Origin of the sequence: Flavobacterium sp., assembly GCF_044341265.1 — a bacterium.
GTDB lineage: Bacteria > Bacteroidota > Bacteroidia > Flavobacteriales > Flavobacteriaceae > Flavobacterium.
Window position 1 is genome coordinate 77,928 of record NZ_JBIISA010000010.1, and the last position, 18,534, is coordinate 96,461.

Annotated in this window: 23 protein-coding genes; 13 read left to right on the forward strand and 10 right to left on the reverse strand. The window is 32.2% G+C overall.

The window, feature by feature from the left end; all coding sequences use genetic code 11:
- Positions 1-52: 52 nt before the first annotated feature.
- On the reverse strand, positions 53-1,396 hold the full coding sequence (gene gdhA, locus ACIQ06_RS07040; RefSeq protein ID WP_396144873.1) for an NADP-specific glutamate dehydrogenase: 1,344 nt from the start codon (positions 1,394-1,396) through the stop codon (positions 53-55).
- Between the two features lie 261 nt (positions 1,397-1,657).
- Here gdhA and ACIQ06_RS07045 point away from each other — a divergent pair, with 261 nt between their 5' ends.
- A complete protein-coding gene (locus ACIQ06_RS07045) occupies positions 1,658-2,446 on the forward strand; it encodes a THC0290_0291 family protein (RefSeq protein ID WP_396144877.1) in 789 nt (262 codons plus the stop codon).
- 58 nt (positions 2,447-2,504) lie between these two features.
- On the opposite strand, the gene ACIQ06_RS07050 is transcribed toward ACIQ06_RS07045, so the two are convergent.
- From ACIQ06_RS07050 to ACIQ06_RS07060, 3 genes are read right to left on the reverse strand one after another with little or no spacing between them, the layout of a single operon-like run.
- Entirely contained in the window at positions 2,505-3,647 is a 1,143-nt protein-coding gene (locus ACIQ06_RS07050) for a cystathionine gamma-synthase (protein ID WP_396144879.1), read from the reverse strand.
- Positions 3,648-3,678: 31 nt separating this feature from the next.
- The gene (locus tag ACIQ06_RS07055; protein WP_396144881.1) at positions 3,679-4,131 is read right to left on the reverse strand and encodes a DinB family protein; all 453 of its coding nucleotides are present in this window, start codon (positions 4,129-4,131) and stop codon (positions 3,679-3,681) included.
- A 9-nt stretch (positions 4,132-4,140) separates the two neighbouring features.
- Complete coding sequence (locus ACIQ06_RS07060) at positions 4,141-4,578, reverse strand: acyl-CoA thioesterase (RefSeq protein WP_396144883.1); 438 nt, start codon at positions 4,576-4,578, stop codon at positions 4,141-4,143.
- 71 nt (positions 4,579-4,649) lie between these two features.
- On the opposite strand from ACIQ06_RS07060, the gene ACIQ06_RS07065 reads away from it, so the two are divergent.
- The 11 genes from ACIQ06_RS07065 (at position 4,650) to ACIQ06_RS07115 (ending at position 12,959) form a co-directional block, all read left to right on the forward strand.
- Positions 4,650-5,009: an arsenate reductase family protein gene (locus ACIQ06_RS07065; protein ID WP_396144885.1), complete on the forward strand. Its 360-nt coding sequence runs from the start codon at positions 4,650-4,652 to the stop codon at positions 5,007-5,009.
- Entirely contained in the window at positions 5,002-5,892 is an 891-nt protein-coding gene (locus ACIQ06_RS07070) for a DMT family transporter (protein ID WP_396144887.1), read from the forward strand. The genes ACIQ06_RS07065 and ACIQ06_RS07070 overlap by 8 nt, the downstream gene beginning before the upstream one ends.
- A 96-nt stretch (positions 5,893-5,988) precedes the next feature.
- The gene (locus ACIQ06_RS07075) at positions 5,989-6,849 is read left to right on the forward strand and encodes a YicC/YloC family endoribonuclease (protein ID WP_396144889.1); all 861 of its coding nucleotides are present in this window, start codon (positions 5,989-5,991) and stop codon (positions 6,847-6,849) included.
- A 44-nt stretch (positions 6,850-6,893) separates the two neighbouring features.
- Positions 6,894-7,469: a guanylate kinase gene (gene gmk / locus ACIQ06_RS07080; protein WP_396144891.1), complete on the forward strand. Its 576-nt coding sequence runs from the start codon at positions 6,894-6,896 to the stop codon at positions 7,467-7,469.
- Positions 7,470-7,559: 90 nt separating this feature from the next.
- Entirely contained in the window at positions 7,560-8,141 is a 582-nt protein-coding gene (nadD, locus tag ACIQ06_RS07085) for a nicotinate (nicotinamide) nucleotide adenylyltransferase (protein WP_396144893.1), read from the forward strand.
- Positions 8,142-8,717, forward strand: coding sequence for a Crp/Fnr family transcriptional regulator (locus ACIQ06_RS07090; protein ID WP_396144895.1), 576 nt, complete (start codon positions 8,142-8,144; stop codon positions 8,715-8,717).
- An 81-nt stretch (positions 8,718-8,798) separates the two neighbouring features.
- On the forward strand, positions 8,799-9,587 hold the full coding sequence (locus ACIQ06_RS07095; RefSeq protein WP_396144897.1) for a type 1 glutamine amidotransferase domain-containing protein: 789 nt from the start codon (positions 8,799-8,801) through the stop codon (positions 9,585-9,587).
- Between the two features lie 3 nt (positions 9,588-9,590).
- Positions 9,591-10,757 carry an iron-containing alcohol dehydrogenase gene (locus ACIQ06_RS07100; protein ID WP_396144898.1) on the forward strand — a complete coding sequence of 389 codons (1,167 nt, stop codon included), beginning with the start codon at positions 9,591-9,593 and terminating at the stop codon, positions 10,755-10,757.
- A gap of 318 nt (positions 10,758-11,075) precedes the next feature.
- Positions 11,076-12,071 carry an NAD(P)H-dependent glycerol-3-phosphate dehydrogenase gene (locus ACIQ06_RS07105; RefSeq protein WP_344815729.1) on the forward strand — a complete coding sequence of 332 codons (996 nt, stop codon included), beginning with the start codon at positions 11,076-11,078 and terminating at the stop codon, positions 12,069-12,071.
- Position 12,072: 1 nt separating this feature from the next.
- Positions 12,073-12,297: a hypothetical protein gene (locus tag ACIQ06_RS07110; RefSeq protein WP_396144900.1), complete on the forward strand. Its 225-nt coding sequence runs from the start codon at positions 12,073-12,075 to the stop codon at positions 12,295-12,297.
- Between the two features lie 5 nt (positions 12,298-12,302).
- On the forward strand, positions 12,303-12,959 hold the full coding sequence (locus ACIQ06_RS07115) for a DUF4844 domain-containing protein (RefSeq protein ID WP_396144902.1): 657 nt from the start codon (positions 12,303-12,305) through the stop codon (positions 12,957-12,959).
- Here ACIQ06_RS07115 and ACIQ06_RS07120 read toward each other — a convergent pair whose 3' ends face one another.
- The 3 genes from ACIQ06_RS07120 to ACIQ06_RS07130 form a co-directional block, all read right to left on the reverse strand.
- Positions 12,960-13,367, reverse strand: a complete 408-nt coding sequence (locus ACIQ06_RS07120; protein WP_396144905.1) for a hypothetical protein — start codon at positions 13,365-13,367, stop codon at positions 12,960-12,962.
- An 83-nt stretch (positions 13,368-13,450) separates the two neighbouring features.
- A complete protein-coding gene (gene pheS, locus ACIQ06_RS07125) occupies positions 13,451-14,470 on the reverse strand; it encodes a phenylalanine--tRNA ligase subunit alpha (protein ID WP_298303417.1) in 1,020 nt (339 codons plus the stop codon).
- A gap of 131 nt (positions 14,471-14,601) precedes the next feature.
- Positions 14,602-14,958, reverse strand: coding sequence for a hypothetical protein (locus ACIQ06_RS07130; RefSeq protein ID WP_396144907.1), 357 nt, complete (start codon positions 14,956-14,958; stop codon positions 14,602-14,604).
- A gap of 153 nt (positions 14,959-15,111) precedes the next feature.
- Between ACIQ06_RS07130 and ACIQ06_RS07135 the strand changes: the two genes are divergently transcribed.
- The gene (locus ACIQ06_RS07135; protein WP_396144909.1) at positions 15,112-15,603 is read left to right on the forward strand and encodes a CvpA family protein; all 492 of its coding nucleotides are present in this window, start codon (positions 15,112-15,114) and stop codon (positions 15,601-15,603) included.
- Positions 15,604-15,611: 8 nt separating this feature from the next.
- Here ACIQ06_RS07135 and ACIQ06_RS07140 read toward each other — a convergent pair whose 3' ends face one another.
- The 3 genes from ACIQ06_RS07140 to ACIQ06_RS07150 form a co-directional block, all read right to left on the reverse strand.
- Positions 15,612-15,887 carry a hypothetical protein gene (locus tag ACIQ06_RS07140; RefSeq protein ID WP_396144911.1) on the reverse strand — a complete coding sequence of 92 codons (276 nt, stop codon included), beginning with the start codon at positions 15,885-15,887 and terminating at the stop codon, positions 15,612-15,614.
- 116 nt (positions 15,888-16,003) lie between these two features.
- Positions 16,004-16,756, reverse strand: a complete 753-nt coding sequence (locus tag ACIQ06_RS07145; RefSeq protein ID WP_396144913.1) for a tetratricopeptide repeat protein — start codon at positions 16,754-16,756, stop codon at positions 16,004-16,006.
- Between the two features lie 5 nt (positions 16,757-16,761).
- On the reverse strand, positions 16,762-18,528 hold the full coding sequence (locus ACIQ06_RS07150) for a BatD family protein (RefSeq protein ID WP_396144915.1): 1,767 nt from the start codon (positions 18,526-18,528) through the stop codon (positions 16,762-16,764).
- Between the last annotated feature and the right edge of the window lie 6 nt (positions 18,529-18,534).

The following is an 18,534-nucleotide window of genomic DNA, read 5'->3' on the forward strand; positions in this document are numbered from 1 at the left end:
AACCTTCTCCCATTTAAGAGAGAAGGTTTATATAAATTTGTAAGTGTTTTAATTACACAATTCCTTGCGCTAACATTGCGTCTGCAACTTTTACGAATCCTGCAATATTTGCACCTTTTACGTAGTCGATATAACCATTAGAATCTGAACCATATTTCACACAAGCAGCGTGAATATTCGCCATAATTCCTTTAAGTCTTTCATCAACTTCTTCTGAAGTCCAACTTAAACGTAAAGAGTTTTGAGACATTTCAAGACCAGAAGTTGCAACACCACCTGCGTTTGAAGCTTTTCCTGGAGCAAATAATATTTTAGCATTTTGGAAAACATGCATTGCTTCTGGAGTTGAAGGCATGTTTGCACCTTCAGCAACACAAATACATCCGTTTGCTACTAATGTTTTAGCTTCTTCTTCGTTCAACTCGTTTTGAGTAGCACATGGCAAAGCTACATCACATTTTACTTCCCAAGGACGTTTTCCTGCTACGAAAGTTGCGTTTGGATATTTAGTTACATAATCAGAAATTCTTCCGTAGTTTACGTTTTTAATTTCCATTACATAAGCTAATTTTTCTGCTGTAATTCCGTCTCCATCATAGATATAACCTGATGAATCTGACATTGTTACAACTTTTCCACCTAATTGAGTAGCTTTTTCTGTAGCATATTGAGCTACATTTCCAGAACCTGAAACTACAACTGTCTTTCCAGCGAAACTATCACCTTTAGTTGCAAGCATACTTTGTGCAAAATACACATCACCATATCCTGTAGCTTCTGGACGGATTAATGAACCTCCGAAAGAAATTCCTTTACCAGTTAAAACTCCAGTAAATTCATTTCTTAATCTTTTATATTGACCAAACATGTAGCCAACTTCTCTTCCACCAACACCAATATCTCCAGCAGGAACGTCAGTGTCTGCACCAATATGTTTAGATAATTCCGTCATAAATGCTTGACAGAATTTCATGATTTCAATATCAGATTTTCCTTTTGGATCAAAATCTGCTCCACCTTTTCCTCCACCCATTGGTAAAGTTGTTAAACTATTTTTGAAAGTTTGCTCAAAAGCTAAAAATTTCAAAATACTTAAATTTACAGATGGATGAAAACGAATTCCTCCTTTGTAAGGTCCAATTGCAGAGTTCATCTGAATTCTGTAACCTCTGTTTACTTGAGTTTTACCAGCGTCGTCAATCCAAGTTACTCTGAACATGATTACTCTTTCTGGTTCAACCATTCTTTCCAAAAGCATTTTGCCTTCGTATTTTTTATTCTCTTCAATAAAAGGAATTACTGTTTCGGCAACTTCCTTAACAGCTTGCATAAATTCAGGCTCGTTAGGGTTTCTTTTAGCAACCGCTTCAATAAAGTTGTTGATACTTTGTGACATAAAATATAATATTAATGTTTAAGAAAACGTTTTCGTAATATTCGACAAATATACATTTTATAAAAATAATGGCACAATTTTTTTTAAATTCTCATAATTTTTATCTTTTTGTTAAGATTTTTTAATGATATGTGAAATTAATGACTTGTTTTAAAACTATTTCTGCTTTTTTTCGTAGATATACAAGTATTTTTTTATTTTATTTTATTAGTGAATGATGTTTTTATATATTTGTCGAGAATTGAATTAATCTGTATGAAAATGACCAAGTATTTTATTGTCACTTTATTGCTTTTGTTTGGTGTAACCAACAAGGCACAAGCTCAGTTTGGTTTTTCCCATGAAATTGGTGGTATTATGGGGCCTGTAGCATTTCAGTCTGACTACGGAGAGCGAAACGATATTTCTACAAATGCAGGAAATACTGGTTTTGGTATTGGATTAATCCATTATCTAAATTTTTCATACAAAGCAGAATGTAATTGTTACACTCCTGAGACTTATTTTAATGATCACTTTAAATTAAGAAGTGAATTGTCTTACAACAAAACCAATCTTCAACATTTTGGAGAATGGGTTGCAGACAAAAAAACGTCATTGACTGCGAGACAACTTAGAGCAATGCAAGGAAGTACTGCAGTAACAAATATTGGAATGCAATTAGAATTCTTCCCTTTTAGTATTAGAGATTTTACCGCAAATATTGGAAGTTGGGCTCCTTTTGTAAGTCTTGGTGGTCAATTTAGTTTCTTTAAACCAACTGCGGAATCGAGTTTAGGTCCTGGTTTAGGTCAATTACCAACAGTTACTCCAATAAAATATATTGATGCTTTTGATGTAAAAGGTGGAACAACATGGTCTGTTGTTTCAAGTGTAGGAACAAGATATAAATTAACTGAACTTTCAGATTTAATGGTAGATTTGAGATTTCAATACTACTTTTCAAACTGGGTTGACGGTTTAAGTCCTGATCCTAAAGTTTATTTAGAAAATAGAGCAAACGACTGGAATGTTTGGTTAAACTTTGGATACATCTATTATTTAAATTAATATAATTTAAACATAAATAAAAAACCCGATTCAAATTAATGAATCGGGTTTTTTATTTTTATCTGAATGCTTGTTCTAAATCGGCAAGTAAATCATCTATATCTTCAACACCAGTGCTTAATCTTACTAAGTCATCAGTGATTCCAACTTCAAGACGTTTATCTTCTGGAATTGATGCATGCGTCATTAATGCTGGATGATTCGCTAAACTTTCTACTCCACCTAAAGATTCTGCTAAAGTGAATACTTTTAGTTTTTCTAAAAAGGAAATTGCATCTTCTTTTCTTCCTGATGTGAATGTGAATGAAACCATTCCGCCAAAACCGCTCATTTGTTTTTTAGCAATGTCATGGAATGGATGATCTGGCAATCCTGGATAATAAACCTTCGCTACTTCTGGATGATTACTTAAAAATTCGGCCACTTTCATTCCGTTTTCACAATGTCTTTGAACTCTTAAGTGTAATGTTTTAATTCCTCTTAAAACCAAATAACTATCCATTGGCCCAAGCGTTCCTCCGGTTGCAAATTGCTTAAAGTGTAATTCGTCACCTAATGCTTTATCCTTAATAATCAAAGCGCCTGCAATAACATCCGAATGTCCACCAAGATATTTTGTGGCTGAGTGCATTACAATATCTGCTCCTAAATCTAGAGGTTTTTGCAAATAAGGCGTTGCAAAAGTATTATCAACTGCAAAAAGGATATTATGCTTTTTAGTGATTTTTGCAATTTCTGCAATATCAGCTAATTTCATTAATGGATTTGTTGGTGTTTCAACCCAAACTAGCTTCGTGTTTTCATTAATTAATGATTGAAATTTATCAAAATCATTCATATCAACGAAGTGAAACTTGATACCACTATCTTTATATAAACGTGTAAATAATCTATAAGTTCCACCATATAAATCATCCATTGCAATGATTTCGTCTCCAGCTTTAAACATTCTCAACAAACAATCTGTTGCCGCTAATCCTGATGCAAATGCTAAACCTCTTGCACCATTTTCAATTGAAGCCAAAGCGTCTTCTAAAGCTTGACGCGTTGGATTTGCTGCACGACTATATTCATAATCACCTACAGGAATTCCTGGACTTGTTTGTGCATAAGTTGAGGTTTGAAAAACTGGAGTCATTACAGCTCCAGTTACTTTTTCGTGGTGTTGACCACCGTGTATTACTTTAGTATTGAATTTCATTATAATAATATTTTTACAAAGGTATTTTAAATTAAATAAATTTTCTAATATTCATCATAAAACCCAAATGAATTCCTTCATGATAATTATTAAACTCCATGGCATCTTTTATGTTTGCTAAATGAAATCCTGTTCCTGTTGTGAATTCGTTATAAGAAGTGAATTTTCCATTAGAATAATCTTCTTTGGTTTTTTCTAATAATGAAAACAATAACACTTTCAATTCTTCTATTTCTTCTTGGGTTGTAGCAGTTGGTTTTGACCCATTTTTATATTTTTCCATCATTTCGGGTGAAATATTCATTGGCAAACCCGAAAGTCGATATACCAAACCTTGTTGCGAAACAATAATATGTCCTAAATTCCAAGCCAAATTATTACTAAAACCTTCTGGAATCTTATTCAATTGTTCTAATGAATAATTCTCAATGATTTTTAAATAAATGTTTCTGCTGGTTTCCCAAATTTTAAATGTTGCTTCCATTTTGTGATTTTATAATTGTAAAAAATTATCTGATTTTGGTATTAAATTCATGACATCAATTGCAATTTGAGGTGTTGGATTTGCAATTTTTCTTAGTTTTGTGTCCATCCAAGCGCCATCTACAGTAATAGTAGCTAGAAGTTCGTCTTTGTCGTTTTTAAATTCATGAATAAGCGTCCATCGCGAAGCATCTTCTTTTATTTTACCCACTTTTGTGCTGATAAAAACCTTTTGATTCATTCGCATTTCTCTTCTAAAAACACATTCTTCACGAAACAATATTGGTCCAAAATGTTGTTCTTGCATGATACTCATTGACATTCCTAATTGTTCAAGAATTTCAACACGATGTTGTGCTCCAAAATCGTAATATGCGCTGTGACGCACGTGAAAATTTGGGTCTAAATCGGCCCAACGAATGTGTATTTCTTTAATAAATGTTGACATTGATTGCAATTTTTTTACAAAAATACAGATTATAAGTTTCAAATGAATTTTCTTTGCAAAAAGAAAAAATTATGACTGATACCATATACTATTTAGCGAGTTGCGATACGTGTAGAAAAATTATAAAATCGTTGCCGAAAAGTGCAAATTTGAAATATCACGACATAAAACAAGATCCAATTACACTTGAAGAACTAGAATATATGCGTTCACTTTCTGGAAGTTATGAAGCATTATTCAGCAAAAAAGCGCAGTTGTATAAATCGATGGATTTGAAGAACAAAAACTTAACAGAAGATGATTTTCGCAAGTATATTTTAGAACATTACACCTTTATTAGTCGTCCTGTTTTTATAATTCAAGACAAAATTTACATCGGAAACACACAACAAAATATGTTGCAAGTAATGAAAGCATTAGAAAATGTCTAAAAGAACTTGGGCATTATTTGCCGCAACATTAGTTTCAATAATTTATGGAGTAACCTTTACTATTGCTAAAGATGTTATGCCAAAATACGTCGAGCCGTTCGGATTTATCACCATGCGCGTTGGCGGTTCGGTTTTACTATTTTGGTTGGTTTCCTTTTTTGGACCAAAAGAAAAAATTGCTTTAGAAGATTTTCCACGAATTGCTGCTGCTGCTTTATTTGGCGTAGCTTTAAATATGCTTACGTTCTTTAAAGGGTTGAGTTATACTTCGCCAATTATGGGTGCTGTTTTAATGGTTACAACGCCAATGATTGTCTTAATTCTTTCAGCAATTATTATGAAAGAACGAATGCAAAAACGCAAAATATTTGGAATAATTTTAGGATTAGCAGGAACAATAACCCTGATTCTTTACGGAAAATCGATGGTTAATGCTCCAAATGCCACTTTAGGAAATTTATTAGTCTTCATAAATGCAATTTCTTATGGTTTTTACTTGATTTTGGTTAAAAAACTAATGGACAAATACAATGCATTCACTTTCGTAAAATGGATTTACACCTTTGGATTTATTATGGTTTTACCATTTGGCTGGAGCGAATTCCATGCAATAAATTGGACAACAATTCCAACAGATATTTATTGGAAAATTGGATTTGTAGTAGTGTTTTCAACCTTCCTAACTTATTTATTAAATCTAATTTCGATGCGTGAGTTAAAACCAACAACTGTTGCAGTGTTCATCTATTTACAACCTCTTTTTGCAACAATTTTTGCTGTTGGTTTAGGAAAAGACGAACTGAGTTTGGTGAAATTACTTTCGGCGGTTTTAATCTTCGCTGGAGTTTATTTAGTAACACAAAAACGAGTAAAAAGTGAATAGTAATTAGTAAATAGCTTTGAAATCGATAAATTACTAATCACTTTTCACTAATCACTAATCACTATTTCATATATTTGAAGTCTATAAAACATAAGAATGATACAATCAATGACTGGTTTTGGAAAAGCATCTTTGCAACTACAAACCAAAAAAATTACCGTAGAATTAAAATCACTAAACAGTAAAGGTTTAGACTTGAATACAAGAATGCCATCGGTTTACCGCGAAATGGAATTGGGTTTACGTAATCAAATTTCGCAACGATTAGAACGTGGAAAAATTGATTTTTCTCTATACATCGAAGTTACTGGCGAAGAAACATCTTCTAAAATTAATGTGCCTATTGTAAAAGGCTACATTAATCAAATGAAAGCAGTAATTCCAAATGCCGATGAAACTGAATTGATGAAAATGGCTGTAAGAATGCCTGATGCATTAAAAACAGAACGCGACGAAATTGACGAAAACGAATGGAAAGAAATCCAAAAAGTCATTGATGAAGCATTAGAAAATATCGCGAATTTCAGAAAAGACGAAGGCGTTTCATTAGAAAAAGAATTTCTACATCGCATTGCCAATATCATGAAATTAATGAACGATGCGGTTGCTTATGATGCTGAGCGAGTTGAAACTGTAAAAACAAGATTGAGAACCGCTTTAGACGAACTTCAAGTGAATGTTGATGAAAATCGTTTCGAACAAGAATTGATTTTTTATTTAGAAAAATACGATATTACAGAAGAGAAAGTTCGTTTAGAAAATCACCTAAATTATTTCATAGAAACCCTTGCAGGAACAGAAGCAAACGGAAGAAAACTAGGTTTCATCACGCAAGAAATGGGAAGAGAAATCAATACTATGGGTTCTAAATCAAACCATTCTGAAATGCAAAAGTTGGTAGTTATGATGAAAGATGAATTGGAGAAGATTAAGGAACAAGTTTTGAATGTTCTTTAAGAAGATAGAGAATAGAATAAAGAGAATAGACAACACAACTAAGAATGAATAAAGGAAAATTATTAGTATTCTCAGCGCCATCTGGTTCGGGAAAAACCACCATAGTAAGGCATTTATTGGCTCAAGAAGATTTGAATTTAGAGTTTTCAATATCTTGTGCAACACGCGAACCTCGTGGTCAAGAAGTAGATGGAAAAGACTACTATTTCATCAGTTGGGAAGAATTTAAAAAACACATCAAAGCCGAAGAGTTTGTGGAATGGGAAGAGGTTTATACCAACAACTATTACGGAACCTTAAAAAGCGAAGTAGAACGCATTTGGGCAAAAGGCAAAAATGTAATTTTCGACATTGATGTTTCAGGTGGATTGCGAATTAAATCGAAATTTCCTCAAGAAACATTAGCTGTTTTTGTAAAACCACCAAGTGTAGACGAACTAAAACGAAGATTAAAACAGCGTTCCACAGAAAGCGACGAAAAAATAAATATGCGCATCGCAAAAGCACACGTTGAATTAGCAACAGCTCCACAATTCGACAAAATCATTAAAAATTATGATTTGGATGTAGCCAAAGCTGAAGCTTATGAATTAGTAAAAGAATTTATTGAAAAAAAATAATTACACAGAGCTACATAGAGGAATTCACAGAGAAACACAAAACTCTGTGAATCTCTGTGAAAAAACTCTGTGAATCTCTGTGATACAAAAATGAAAATAGGATTATATTTCGGAACCTTCAACCCAATTCACGTTGGGCACATGATTATTGCCAATCACATGGCAGAACATTCCGATTTGGATCAAATTTGGATGGTTGTTACGCCACATAATCCGCACAAACAGAAGAATACCTTATTGGATGATTACCAACGATTGCATTTGGTGAATTTAGCAACCGATGATTATCCTAAAATAAAAGCTTCAGATATTGAATTCAAATTACCTCAGCCTAATTATACGGTAAATACTTTAGCGCATTTAAAAGATAAATTTCCGCCACATGAGTTTTGTTTGATTATGGGCGAAGACAATTTGAATTCGCTTCACAAATGGAAAAATTACGAATACATTTTAGAAAATCACGATATTTATGTCTATCCTCGATTGAATTCAGGTGAAATTGATGAACAATTTGTAAATCATTCTAAAATTCATCGCGTTGGCGCTCCAGTTATTGAACTTTCCTCAACTTTCATTCGTGAAAGCATCAAAAATAAAAAAAATATTCGTCCGTTATTGCCTGAAAAAGTTTGGGAATATGTGGATCATAATAATTTTTATAGGAAATAAATGAGCGAAATTCTCCGACAGCAAATAGAAGAAATAACTTCATTAACCAATGAAGAGTTTGAGTACGTCTTATCTCATTTTGAAACCAAAAAACTCAAGAAACACCAATTTCTTGTTCAGGAAAATGATATTGTAAAAAATGATTATTTCGTATTAAATGGATGTTTAAAATCCTATCATGTTGATTCAAATAGTAAAGAACATATTGTTCAATTTGCTACTCAAAATTGGTGGATTACTGATTTTCAAGCTCATTTTAATAAAACCAAAGCAACGCTTTTTATAGATTGTATTGAAGATTGTGAGTTGCTGGCATTATCTTTAGAAAACCGAGAAAAACTATGTTCAGAAATGCATAAAATTGAACATTTCTTCAGAAAAAAATCCAATTCTGGTTATGTTGCATTGCAACAACGAATTTTATCAATGCTCAATAATAATCCGCAAGAACGTTACGACAAATTATTACTTCTAAATCCATTACTTTTTCAAAAAGTACCCAAAAAACTAATTGCTTCATATCTTGGTGTGTCGCGTGAAACCTTGAGTAGATTTAATTCGAATTCAAAAAAGTGATTTTCATCACATCAAATTTGTGATTTTCATCATTTCTAAAAACTGCAAAATAGAGTAATTTTGTAACAAATAAAAGAAGATATGAAATATATAAAACTCTTGGTATTACTACCTTTGTTGTTCTCTAGTTGCAAAAATCAATCGGAAGAAAACCACAAATCACAAATTAAAAATCAAAAAGAAAAAGTTATGAAAAAAGTATTATTCGTGGTTACAAGTCACGATCAACTAGGAAATACAGGCGAAAAAACAGGTTTTTGGACAGAAGAATTGGCTGCACCATATTACGAATTGCTAGATCAAGGAATTGAAATTACAATTGCAACTCCAAAAGGCGGACAACCTCCAATTGATCCAAAAAGTGAAGATCCATCTACTGCAACTGAAGATACAAAACGTTTTGATAAAGATACCGAATTACAAACAAAATTAAAAAACACCCTAAAATTAGCGGATATAAACCAAGCAGATTATGATGCAGTATTTTATCCTGGTGGACATGGACCATTATGGGATTTAGCTACAGACAAAAACTCTATTGCTTTAATAGAATCATTTTACACCAACAATAAACCTGTTGGATTTGTGTGTCACGCACCTGCTGTTTTGAAAGATGTAAAAGTAAATGGTGAATTTCTTGTAAAAGGAAAAAAAGTAACAGGTTTTTCTAATGAAGAGGAAGAAGCGGTTGGATTAACAAAAGTAGTTCCTTTTTTGCTTGAAGATGCTTTAAAACAAAACGGCGCAACCTATTCTAAAGTAGAAAATTGGCAACCTTACGCTGTAGAAGATGGTTTATTAATTACTGGTCAAAATCCGGCTTCGTCAAAACTTGTTGCTCAAAAATTATTGAATCAATTAAAAAAATAAAACATGTTAAACTTCGAATTATACAATCCTGTCAATTATGTTTTTGGCAAAGGACAAACAGAAAAATTAGCTACGTTAGTTCCAAAAGATGCTAAAGTTTTATTGGCTTATGGTGGCGGAAGTATCTTTAAAAATGGCGTTCACGAAGCAGTTACTTCAGCTTTAAAAGGATTTGAAATTATTGAATTTGGAGGAATCGAACCCAACCCAAGATTTGAAACGTTGATGAAAGCAGTTCAAATTATCCGCGAGCAAAAAATCGATTTTATTTTAGCTGTTGGTGGCGGAAGCGTTATTGATGGCGTGAAATTCATTTCTGCAGCTTCTAAATTTGAAGGAGATGAAGCAGATATTTTAAGAAAGAGAATTTTATTTACCGATTTATCTCAAGTAATTCCATTTGGAACTGTTTTAACATTGCCTGCAACAGGTTCCGAAATGAATTCTGGTGCGGTGGTAACTATTGAAGCAACTCATGAAAAACTGACTCTTGGCGGAAGCGCTTTGTTTCCAAAATTCTCAATTGTTGATCCAACTGTAATTAATTCATTACCAAAAAGACAATTACAAAATGGTGTTGTTGATGCGTTCACACACGTTATGGAACAATATTTAACGTTTCAGCACGATGCTTTATTACAAGATAGATTTGCAGAAAGCATCTTGAAAACTTTAATCGAAGTTGGTCCAAGTATAGTAGAAAATCCTAGTGATTATAAACTAGCATCTAACTTTGTTTGGAGCGCAACTATGGCATTAAACGGATTGATTCAAAAAGGAGTTCCAAGTGATTGGGCAACGCACATGATTGGTCACGAATTAACCGCTTTGTATGAAATTGATCACGCAAGAACTTTAGCGATTATTGGTCCAAACTTATACAAAGTAATGTTTGAAACTAAGAAGGACAAACTAGCACAATATGGCGAAAGAGTTTGGAACATCACAGGAAATTCTGTAGAAGAAAAAGCTGAAAAAGCCATCGAAAAAACTATTGAATTTTTCCACACCATGGGAATGAAAACCAAAATCTCTGAAAACGCAGAAAACATCGAAAAAACAGCCGATTTTATTGTAAATAGATTTGAAGAAAGAGGCTGGAAAGCGATGGGTGAAAAGCAAAATATCACTTTAGAAAAAGTTAGAAAAATTGTGGAAATGAGCTACTAATTTTAGTGAAGAGTGAAAAGTAAATAGTGATTAGATACTGAAACGAGTTCAGCATAAATTCAAAAGGCGTTCAAGATATAGTTCCTGAACGCCTTTCTCAAACCCCAAAACAAAATTTTTAACTAACTAAACTAATGAAATCACCTAACAGAAATCATATTTAGTAATAACGCCCATTATTTCTTGTTATTGTACTGAATATCATAATTTTAAGTTAAATTTATTTTTAACAAAATCTTTCCTTAATAATCTTAAACTAACGCAATCGCATTGCTTTAAATAAATTTCAGTATTTTTGGATTATCAAACAAACTAATAATGAATCAATATCCAAAATTTGCAGTAATTGGTGGCGGAAGTTGGGCTACTGCAATTGCAAAAATGTTGTGCGTCAATTTAGACGAAATTGCTTGGTACATGAGAAATCAATCAGCAATTGACCATATAAAATCTCAAAAACACAATCCAAATTATTTAAGTTCGGTAGAATTTGATACCAATAAATTGCGATTAACTTCCGATATTAATGAAGCTGTTGCTTATGCAGATTATATCATTTTCGCTATTCCATCGGCTTTTTTAAGTGCTGAATTAGAAAAACTTACTGTTAGTTTACAAGGCAAAGTAATCTTCTCTGCCATCAAAGGAATTGTTCCTGAAACCTTTTTGATTGTTGGCGAACATTTCAATAAAAAATTTGATATTCCTTTTGAAAATATTGGAGTAATCACTGGACCATGTCATGCAGAAGAAGTGGCACTTGAACGACTTTCGTATTTGACAATTGCCTGTGGCGATTCGGCTAAAGCTAAAGTTGTTGCAAAAGTTCTAGCAGGAAATTACATTAAAACTAAAATCTCTGACGACATTATCGGAACGGAATACGCAGCGATGTTGAAAAACATTTATGCTATTGCTGCAGGAATTGCTCATGGTTTAGGTTATGGTGATAATTTTCAATCGGTTATTATGAGTAATGCCATTCGTGAGATGAAGAAGTTCATTAGAAAAGTGCATAAAATGAAACGTAATATTAATAACTCAGCTTATTTGGGCGATTTATTAGTTACAGGATATTCTGTTTTTTCAAGAAATAGAATGTTCGGAAACATGATTGGAAAAGGCTACACAGTGAAATCGGCAATGATGGAAATGAGTATGGTTGCTGAAGGTTATTATGCCGTAAAAAGTGCTTACAAATTAAACCAAGAATACAAAGCTAAAACGCCTATTATTGATGCTGTTTACGAAATTTTGTACGAAGGAAAAGATGCAAAAAGCACCTTCAAAAAACTAACCGATAAATTAGATTAAGATGAGCGAACGTTGGAAATATCAGTTAAAAATGGGTGGATTTTGGGGTGTTTTTATGGTTGTTTTTATGACCTTATTTGAGCTTAAAGAAAAAACTATTTCGCAACAACTTTCGGAAAATAATTTCTACATAAGAGCAGTTTCTTATATTGTGATAGGCATCTTCGTTTTAGGATATTTTAGCTGGAAAGAGAAGGCTAAAAGAGAAAAAATTGACAAGGAATAGGTAATATGGGTGAAAAATTAGTAGAAAAGCTGAATTTTTTCATCACTAAAAATAAATTTTCTGACTCTGAGTGGTTGAAAAGAGGGCTGAATCCAAGTGATGATAATTTATGTAACAAAATGAATGCAATTTTCAATGAATGTGCAAAATCACTAATAATTGAAGTTCAGAAAGAATTTAATCCTAAAGTAATTAAGTCAATTTTAAAAAACTATTTATTAAAATTTGACAAAAAAATATATGACACAGAAGAGAGAGAATTTATATGTGATTATTTTGAAGAATTGTCAAAAATAGTTAATGTAAAATTTAATAATGAACTAAACTCTTGGCTTTACGGTTCTTTATTGAATGAATTGATAAAATTTACATCACTCTTCAAAAGTTCTGAAAAAGTCATAGAAACATTATCCCAACAATGTACAAAATGCAAAACAGAACTCAACACAATAATTCTTGAGAAACAAGAAAACATTCCTGATTATTGTTATGATATTGTAAAATGTAAATCTTGCGGAGAATTTAATTTAATTGAAAAGGGGTCAAAAATTAAGCGTTGTCGTTTTGAAAACTATGAACTAATTGAACAATTAAAAAAACAAGAATTTAATAAAGAGGAAGCTGAAATTAGGTTAAAACAAATCCAATATTTTAGAAAATAACTACCTTACAATCACACCATTCACGAACAAAATCGGCACTTCTTCGGTAGCCCTTTCGTTGATAGTGTTTTTTCTGAAAGTGAATTTTTTGTCATACAATGTGTTTCCTATGAAATAGGTAACCATAAATTCGTTGTTTAGTGCTAGCACACTTTTCTCTACCATTTCTACTTTCACCACAGAAACAGCTGGCACACTTGGAAAAGCATGACGCAAGAGCGACGTTTTTTTCATTTCGCCATCAATAGTTCCAAAAGCTTTAGATACAACCATTACGCCGTCTAAATTGAAGTCAGAATCGTTTACTAAATAGATGTACCAAACCTTTTCCATAAAGTCGTCGCTCCATTCTTGAACGGCAGCAAGGAATACATTTTCTACTTTTGGGATGGTGATGTCTGCTTTCATTTTTGAGAGAATAGATGATAGACTAAAAGATAATAGACAAGCAGATGAATCTATCATCTATCTGTCTATTATCTGTTCGTCTTTTATATACTTGATTTAAATTGCTCTAAGAAACGTACATCATTTTCAAAAAACATTCTGATGTCGCCAATTTGGTGTAAAAGCATTGCAATACGTTCTATTCCCATTCCAAAGGCGAAACCTGAGAATTCATCTGGATTGATGCCACAGTTTTTTAGAACATTTGGATCAACCATTCCGCAACCTCCAATTTCTAACCAACCAGTTCCTTTGGTAATTCTATAATCGGTTTCGGTTTTTAAACCCCAATAAATATCAATTTCGGCACTTGGTTCAGTAAATGGAAAGTAACTTGGACGTAAACGAATTTTAGACTTTCCGAACATTTCTTTAGTGAAATAAAGTAATGTTTGTTTTAAATCAGCAAACGAAACGTCTTTGTCAATATATAAACCTTCCACTTGATGGAAAATACAGTGTGAACGAGACGAAACCGCTTCATTACGAAACACTCTTCCTGGAGAAATCGTACGAATTGGTGGTTTGTTGTTTTCCATGTAACGCACTTGCACCGATGAAGTGTGCGTACGCAACAAAACATCAGGATTGGTTTGAATGAAAAACGTGTCTTGCATATCTCTTGCTGGGTGATATTCTGGCAAGTTTAATGCTGTAAAATTATGCCAATCGTCTTCGATTTCTGGACCTTCAGAAACATTGAATCCGATGGTTGAAAAGATATCAATAATTTGATTTTTTACTAAGGAAATAGGATGACGAGAACCAATTTGAATAGGTTCACCTGGACGAGACAAATCGCCATAAAAACCTTTTACTTCTTCTTTGCTTTCTAGCTCTTCTTGAATAGTTTTTACTTTTTCTTCAGCAACTGCTTTAAGTGTATTAATCACTTGTCCGAAGTCTTTCTTTTGGTCGTTTGGAATGTTTTTGAACTCATTAAAAAGTTCTTTCAATAATCCTTTGCTTCCTAAATATTTTATACGAAATTGCTCTAACGATTCTTTATTTTTATCGTTAAATGCTTTAGCTTCTTCAATATGTTGTTTGATCTTGTCTATCATCGTTCGTTCTTTGAAGGTGCAAATTTAAGTTTTTTTAGTGATTTGTGAATAAAAAAGTGAAGAGTAAATAGTTAATAGCAGAAAAATATTTTATCCTTTCAATAGACTAATTACTTATCACTTTTTACTAATTACTTTATAAGTTCTTTTTCTACGAAATAATTCACAATTGCGTCTTTCATTAAAATAGTCTGTTCTCCTGCTTTTAATGGTGGTAATTCTTCTTTTACTTTGTAATGTGGCCATCCGTCTTTATCGAAAAATTCGAATTCGTAGTAACCATAAGGTTCTAATAATCTACAAATGGCAATGTGCATTAGGTTTACTTTTTCGTCTTTTTTAAATAACTGTTGGAATTTTCCAAGTTCTTGAACTCCAATTAAGTATATTATTGCATCTAAGTCAAGTTGTTCTCCTTCGGCAAATTGATTGGAAAGGATTTCAACGACTTTTTCCCATCGTTCTTTTAGTTGTATATCTCGAGACATTTTTTTTATTTTGAGAAAAGAAAATAGAGAAAAGAAAATAGACTTTTCAACTACAATTTTCAATTAGTTTGCAAATATATCACATTTACCATCTTTTCTCTTTGTTCTATTTTCTATATTCTTATATCTTTACCGCTCACTTTTATTAAATTTATGGGATTTATCGATATTGTTTTTGCGGTTTTGTTAGGTTTTGCGGCTTTTAAAGGTTTGCGAAACGGATTGTTTGTTGAATTGGCTTCATTGATTTCGTTTTTTGTTGGAATTTATATTGCGGTAAAATTCTCTTACGTTGTTGGAAGTTTTATTGGCGACAGCAAAACGGCGAAAGTTGCAGCATTTATAATTACTTTACTTATTGTTGTAATTGCGATTCACTTATTAGCAAAAGTATTCTCAAAAATTGCAGATTTTGTGTTTTTAGGTTGGTTGAATAAATTGGGTGGCGCATTTTTTGCCGTCTTGAAAACCACTTTATTGTTAGGCATTGTTTTGAGTTTATTTCAAAAAGTGAATATTAATGATGCTTTGATAAGTAAAGAAACTCAAGAAAATTCTGTTTTTTTCAATCCAATATTAAAAACTTCTGAATTTATGTTGCCGGTTTTAACGGATTGGTTTAAGGATTTGAAGGAAAAGGTTTAGTTAAATTTTCAATATTGTCTATATGGATAAAGCATTAGAGCTAACGCAATTAAAGTAGCACAGAAAAATAATAAAATCAACTTTTTTCTTTCTAATGTAAATTCCCATTTATCAAGATAAAAATATATAATGGAAAATAGTATTGAAATCCCTATTAAAATTGGTACAGTTAAAACGAATATTAAACTAACGCCTCCTCCTTCAACAGGAACAAATAGCATCATTATTGGAGTTAAAAAACCTAAAAATAAAATTAAAAAAACTCCTTTCTTGTTATTCTCCATTTGATATAATATATTTTAATTCATAGGTTCAAATCAAAAATGATATTCCTACGGAATGACAAACTGTCTCGATAAACTATATAAAACTGAAAACTGAGCACTGAACACTGCCAACTTTAATTCAATTCTTTAATAGCTTCATCACTTATCCAACCTGTAGTTTCATCTGTAAGTTGTACTTTTTTCCAGTTGGCTATACTTTCTAGAATGTAAACTTTTGTTCCTTCGTGAAGTAAAATAGTTTCAGGACTTGATGCTTTTGGTTCGCCTTTTACAGATGCGGTTTCGGCAAAAACTATCGCTGGTCTTTCAGTTGCTAATCGGTTTTTTTCGAAAAATGCTGAGAAGATAGAAGTTAATAACAACAACAAAACCACAAACATTCCAGTAAAATATATTCGTTTTTTGAAAGCGGTTGGTGAGAAATAGTATCCGATAAAAAATGCAAAAAACATAAATGCTAACGCAACCGCAGTCCAAGCCCAAGTATCGTAGCGATAACATGAAGTGAAATCGGAAATTAATTTATCGAAACCTACTTTTGGAATGATTTTGATGTCGTCAATTGCCATTTTTCGGGCAAAATCTAAGTTGGTTTGAATTTCAGGATCATTTGGATTTAGTTGTAAAGCCTTTTCGTAATTGTAAATGGCTGGTGCAACTTTATGCAATTTATAATAACAATTTCCAAGATTGAAATACAACTCAGCCGATTGTTGACCATTAGCTAAAACACTTTCGTAACTTGTAATTGCTGCTTCATATTTTCCGTCGTTGTATTGGATATTTCCATCTACAAAAGGATTAGAAACATCGGTTGCAAAAACAGATGCAGAAATAAATAGAAATAAATAAAAAAACTTCTTCATGATTACTATTTAATTTGTTTTTCTAAACTTGAAATGATCTCAACTGCTTTGTCATAATCTTGATGAATTATAGTACTTGTTGATGGCGCATATCGAGCTAATTCACAACTTTCTGTCAAGGTTATAAATTCTTTCACCGTTTCAGAATTTGCATTTCGCGAAAGCAGAATTTCTGTGATTTTATCTTTACTCATTTCTGAAGTTTCAATGTTTAATTTGGCTTTCAAGAAATTGTGCATTGCCTTTTCTAATGCAATATAAAACGGCTCTTTATTATTGATTTGTTTTTTGGCTTCCGATAAATATTTCTTAGCTAAAGCATTAGCTCTTTTGGTCTTATTCCCAATAATATCAGCATCTTGAGTGTCTTTTCGCTTTTTAACAATAACTAGAACTGGAATTAGTAAAAACGGCAAAAATAGCAATCCATAAAATAATCCTGAACCTAGGAAATCGTCTGATTCTATACTTTCTAACTCCGTTTTTTGTTTGATAAAGGCGAATGATTTTGAAGGTGTTGCTACAGTTTTTGAGGTAGCATCTGCAGAATTTACATTAGAATTTACAACTCCTGGTCCATCCAAAACATTCAACATAATGTTTGGAGAAGCAATTGTTTTATAGCTTCCTGTTGAAAGATCAAAATAAGAAAATTCCAAACCTTTAATCGGAAAATTTCCTTTAGATTGTGGAATAATGGTATATCTATCGGAAATACTTCCTGTCATTCCAGATAATGGCGTAGAAACATTTTCTGAATGTTCTGGATCATACATTTCAAGTTCGGAAGGAACTACTGGTTTTGGTAAATTGAATAATTTTAAGTTTCCAATTCCTGTTACTTTAATGTCTAAGTCAAGAGATTCTCCATTTTTTAAAGTTGTTTTGGATGGAAGAACACTGAAATTAAATTTACCAACTGCTCCTGTAAAATTTGCGGGTTTTCCGGCTTCTGGTAGTGGTTTTACGTCAATTACTTTACTTCCTGCTGAAACTCTTTTACTATCGTCTACAAGCTGAACTTGTCCAAAAAAGTTTGGTCTTCCTCTTGGAACTTGACAATCAATATCTAAAGACAATGGCTCTATGACAAGTTTTCCAGCTTTTTGTGGATAAAGTACCGTTTTCCTTAAAACCACATAGCGATAACGCTCGCCTTTAAACATTCCTTCTTCTGCAACTAGCTGTTTTACATCTATATTTTGACTCCAAAAATCTTTGTACTTTGGCTTATTCAGTTCTTGCCAGTTAGTTATACCAATGTTATAACTAAAATATAGTTTATAAACTACTGTTATAGGTTCATTTACATAAGGATTAGTTTTAGAAATATCAGCAACTAAATATAAATTATTATCTGCTCTAACGGTTGCAGGATCATTGGCATCATTTGGTTGATTTACTGCATTAGTTACCGTAATTTTTATTGGTAACGTTTTGTATATCTGACCATTAATTTCAATTAAAGCTTGTTTGATAACCAAGTTCCCTTTTTTTAATGGCAACAATACATAAGAGTACGTTTTTTGAAATGAACCTCTTCCATTAACCCAAGATTCACTAATAGACTGACTTGGTCCACCAACTACCCTAAAACCACTGGCTTCAAAATTTGGTGGAACAAAATTATCACCATCTTCATTCATTGAAAATTCAATTCGAACTCTTTCATTTAAGCCCAAAGTGTTTTTGCTCACATTTGCTTCAAATTTTACTTGAGCAACTAGTGAATTAGCTAAAAATAAAACAATTAAAATTACTATTCTTCTCATCTTCTT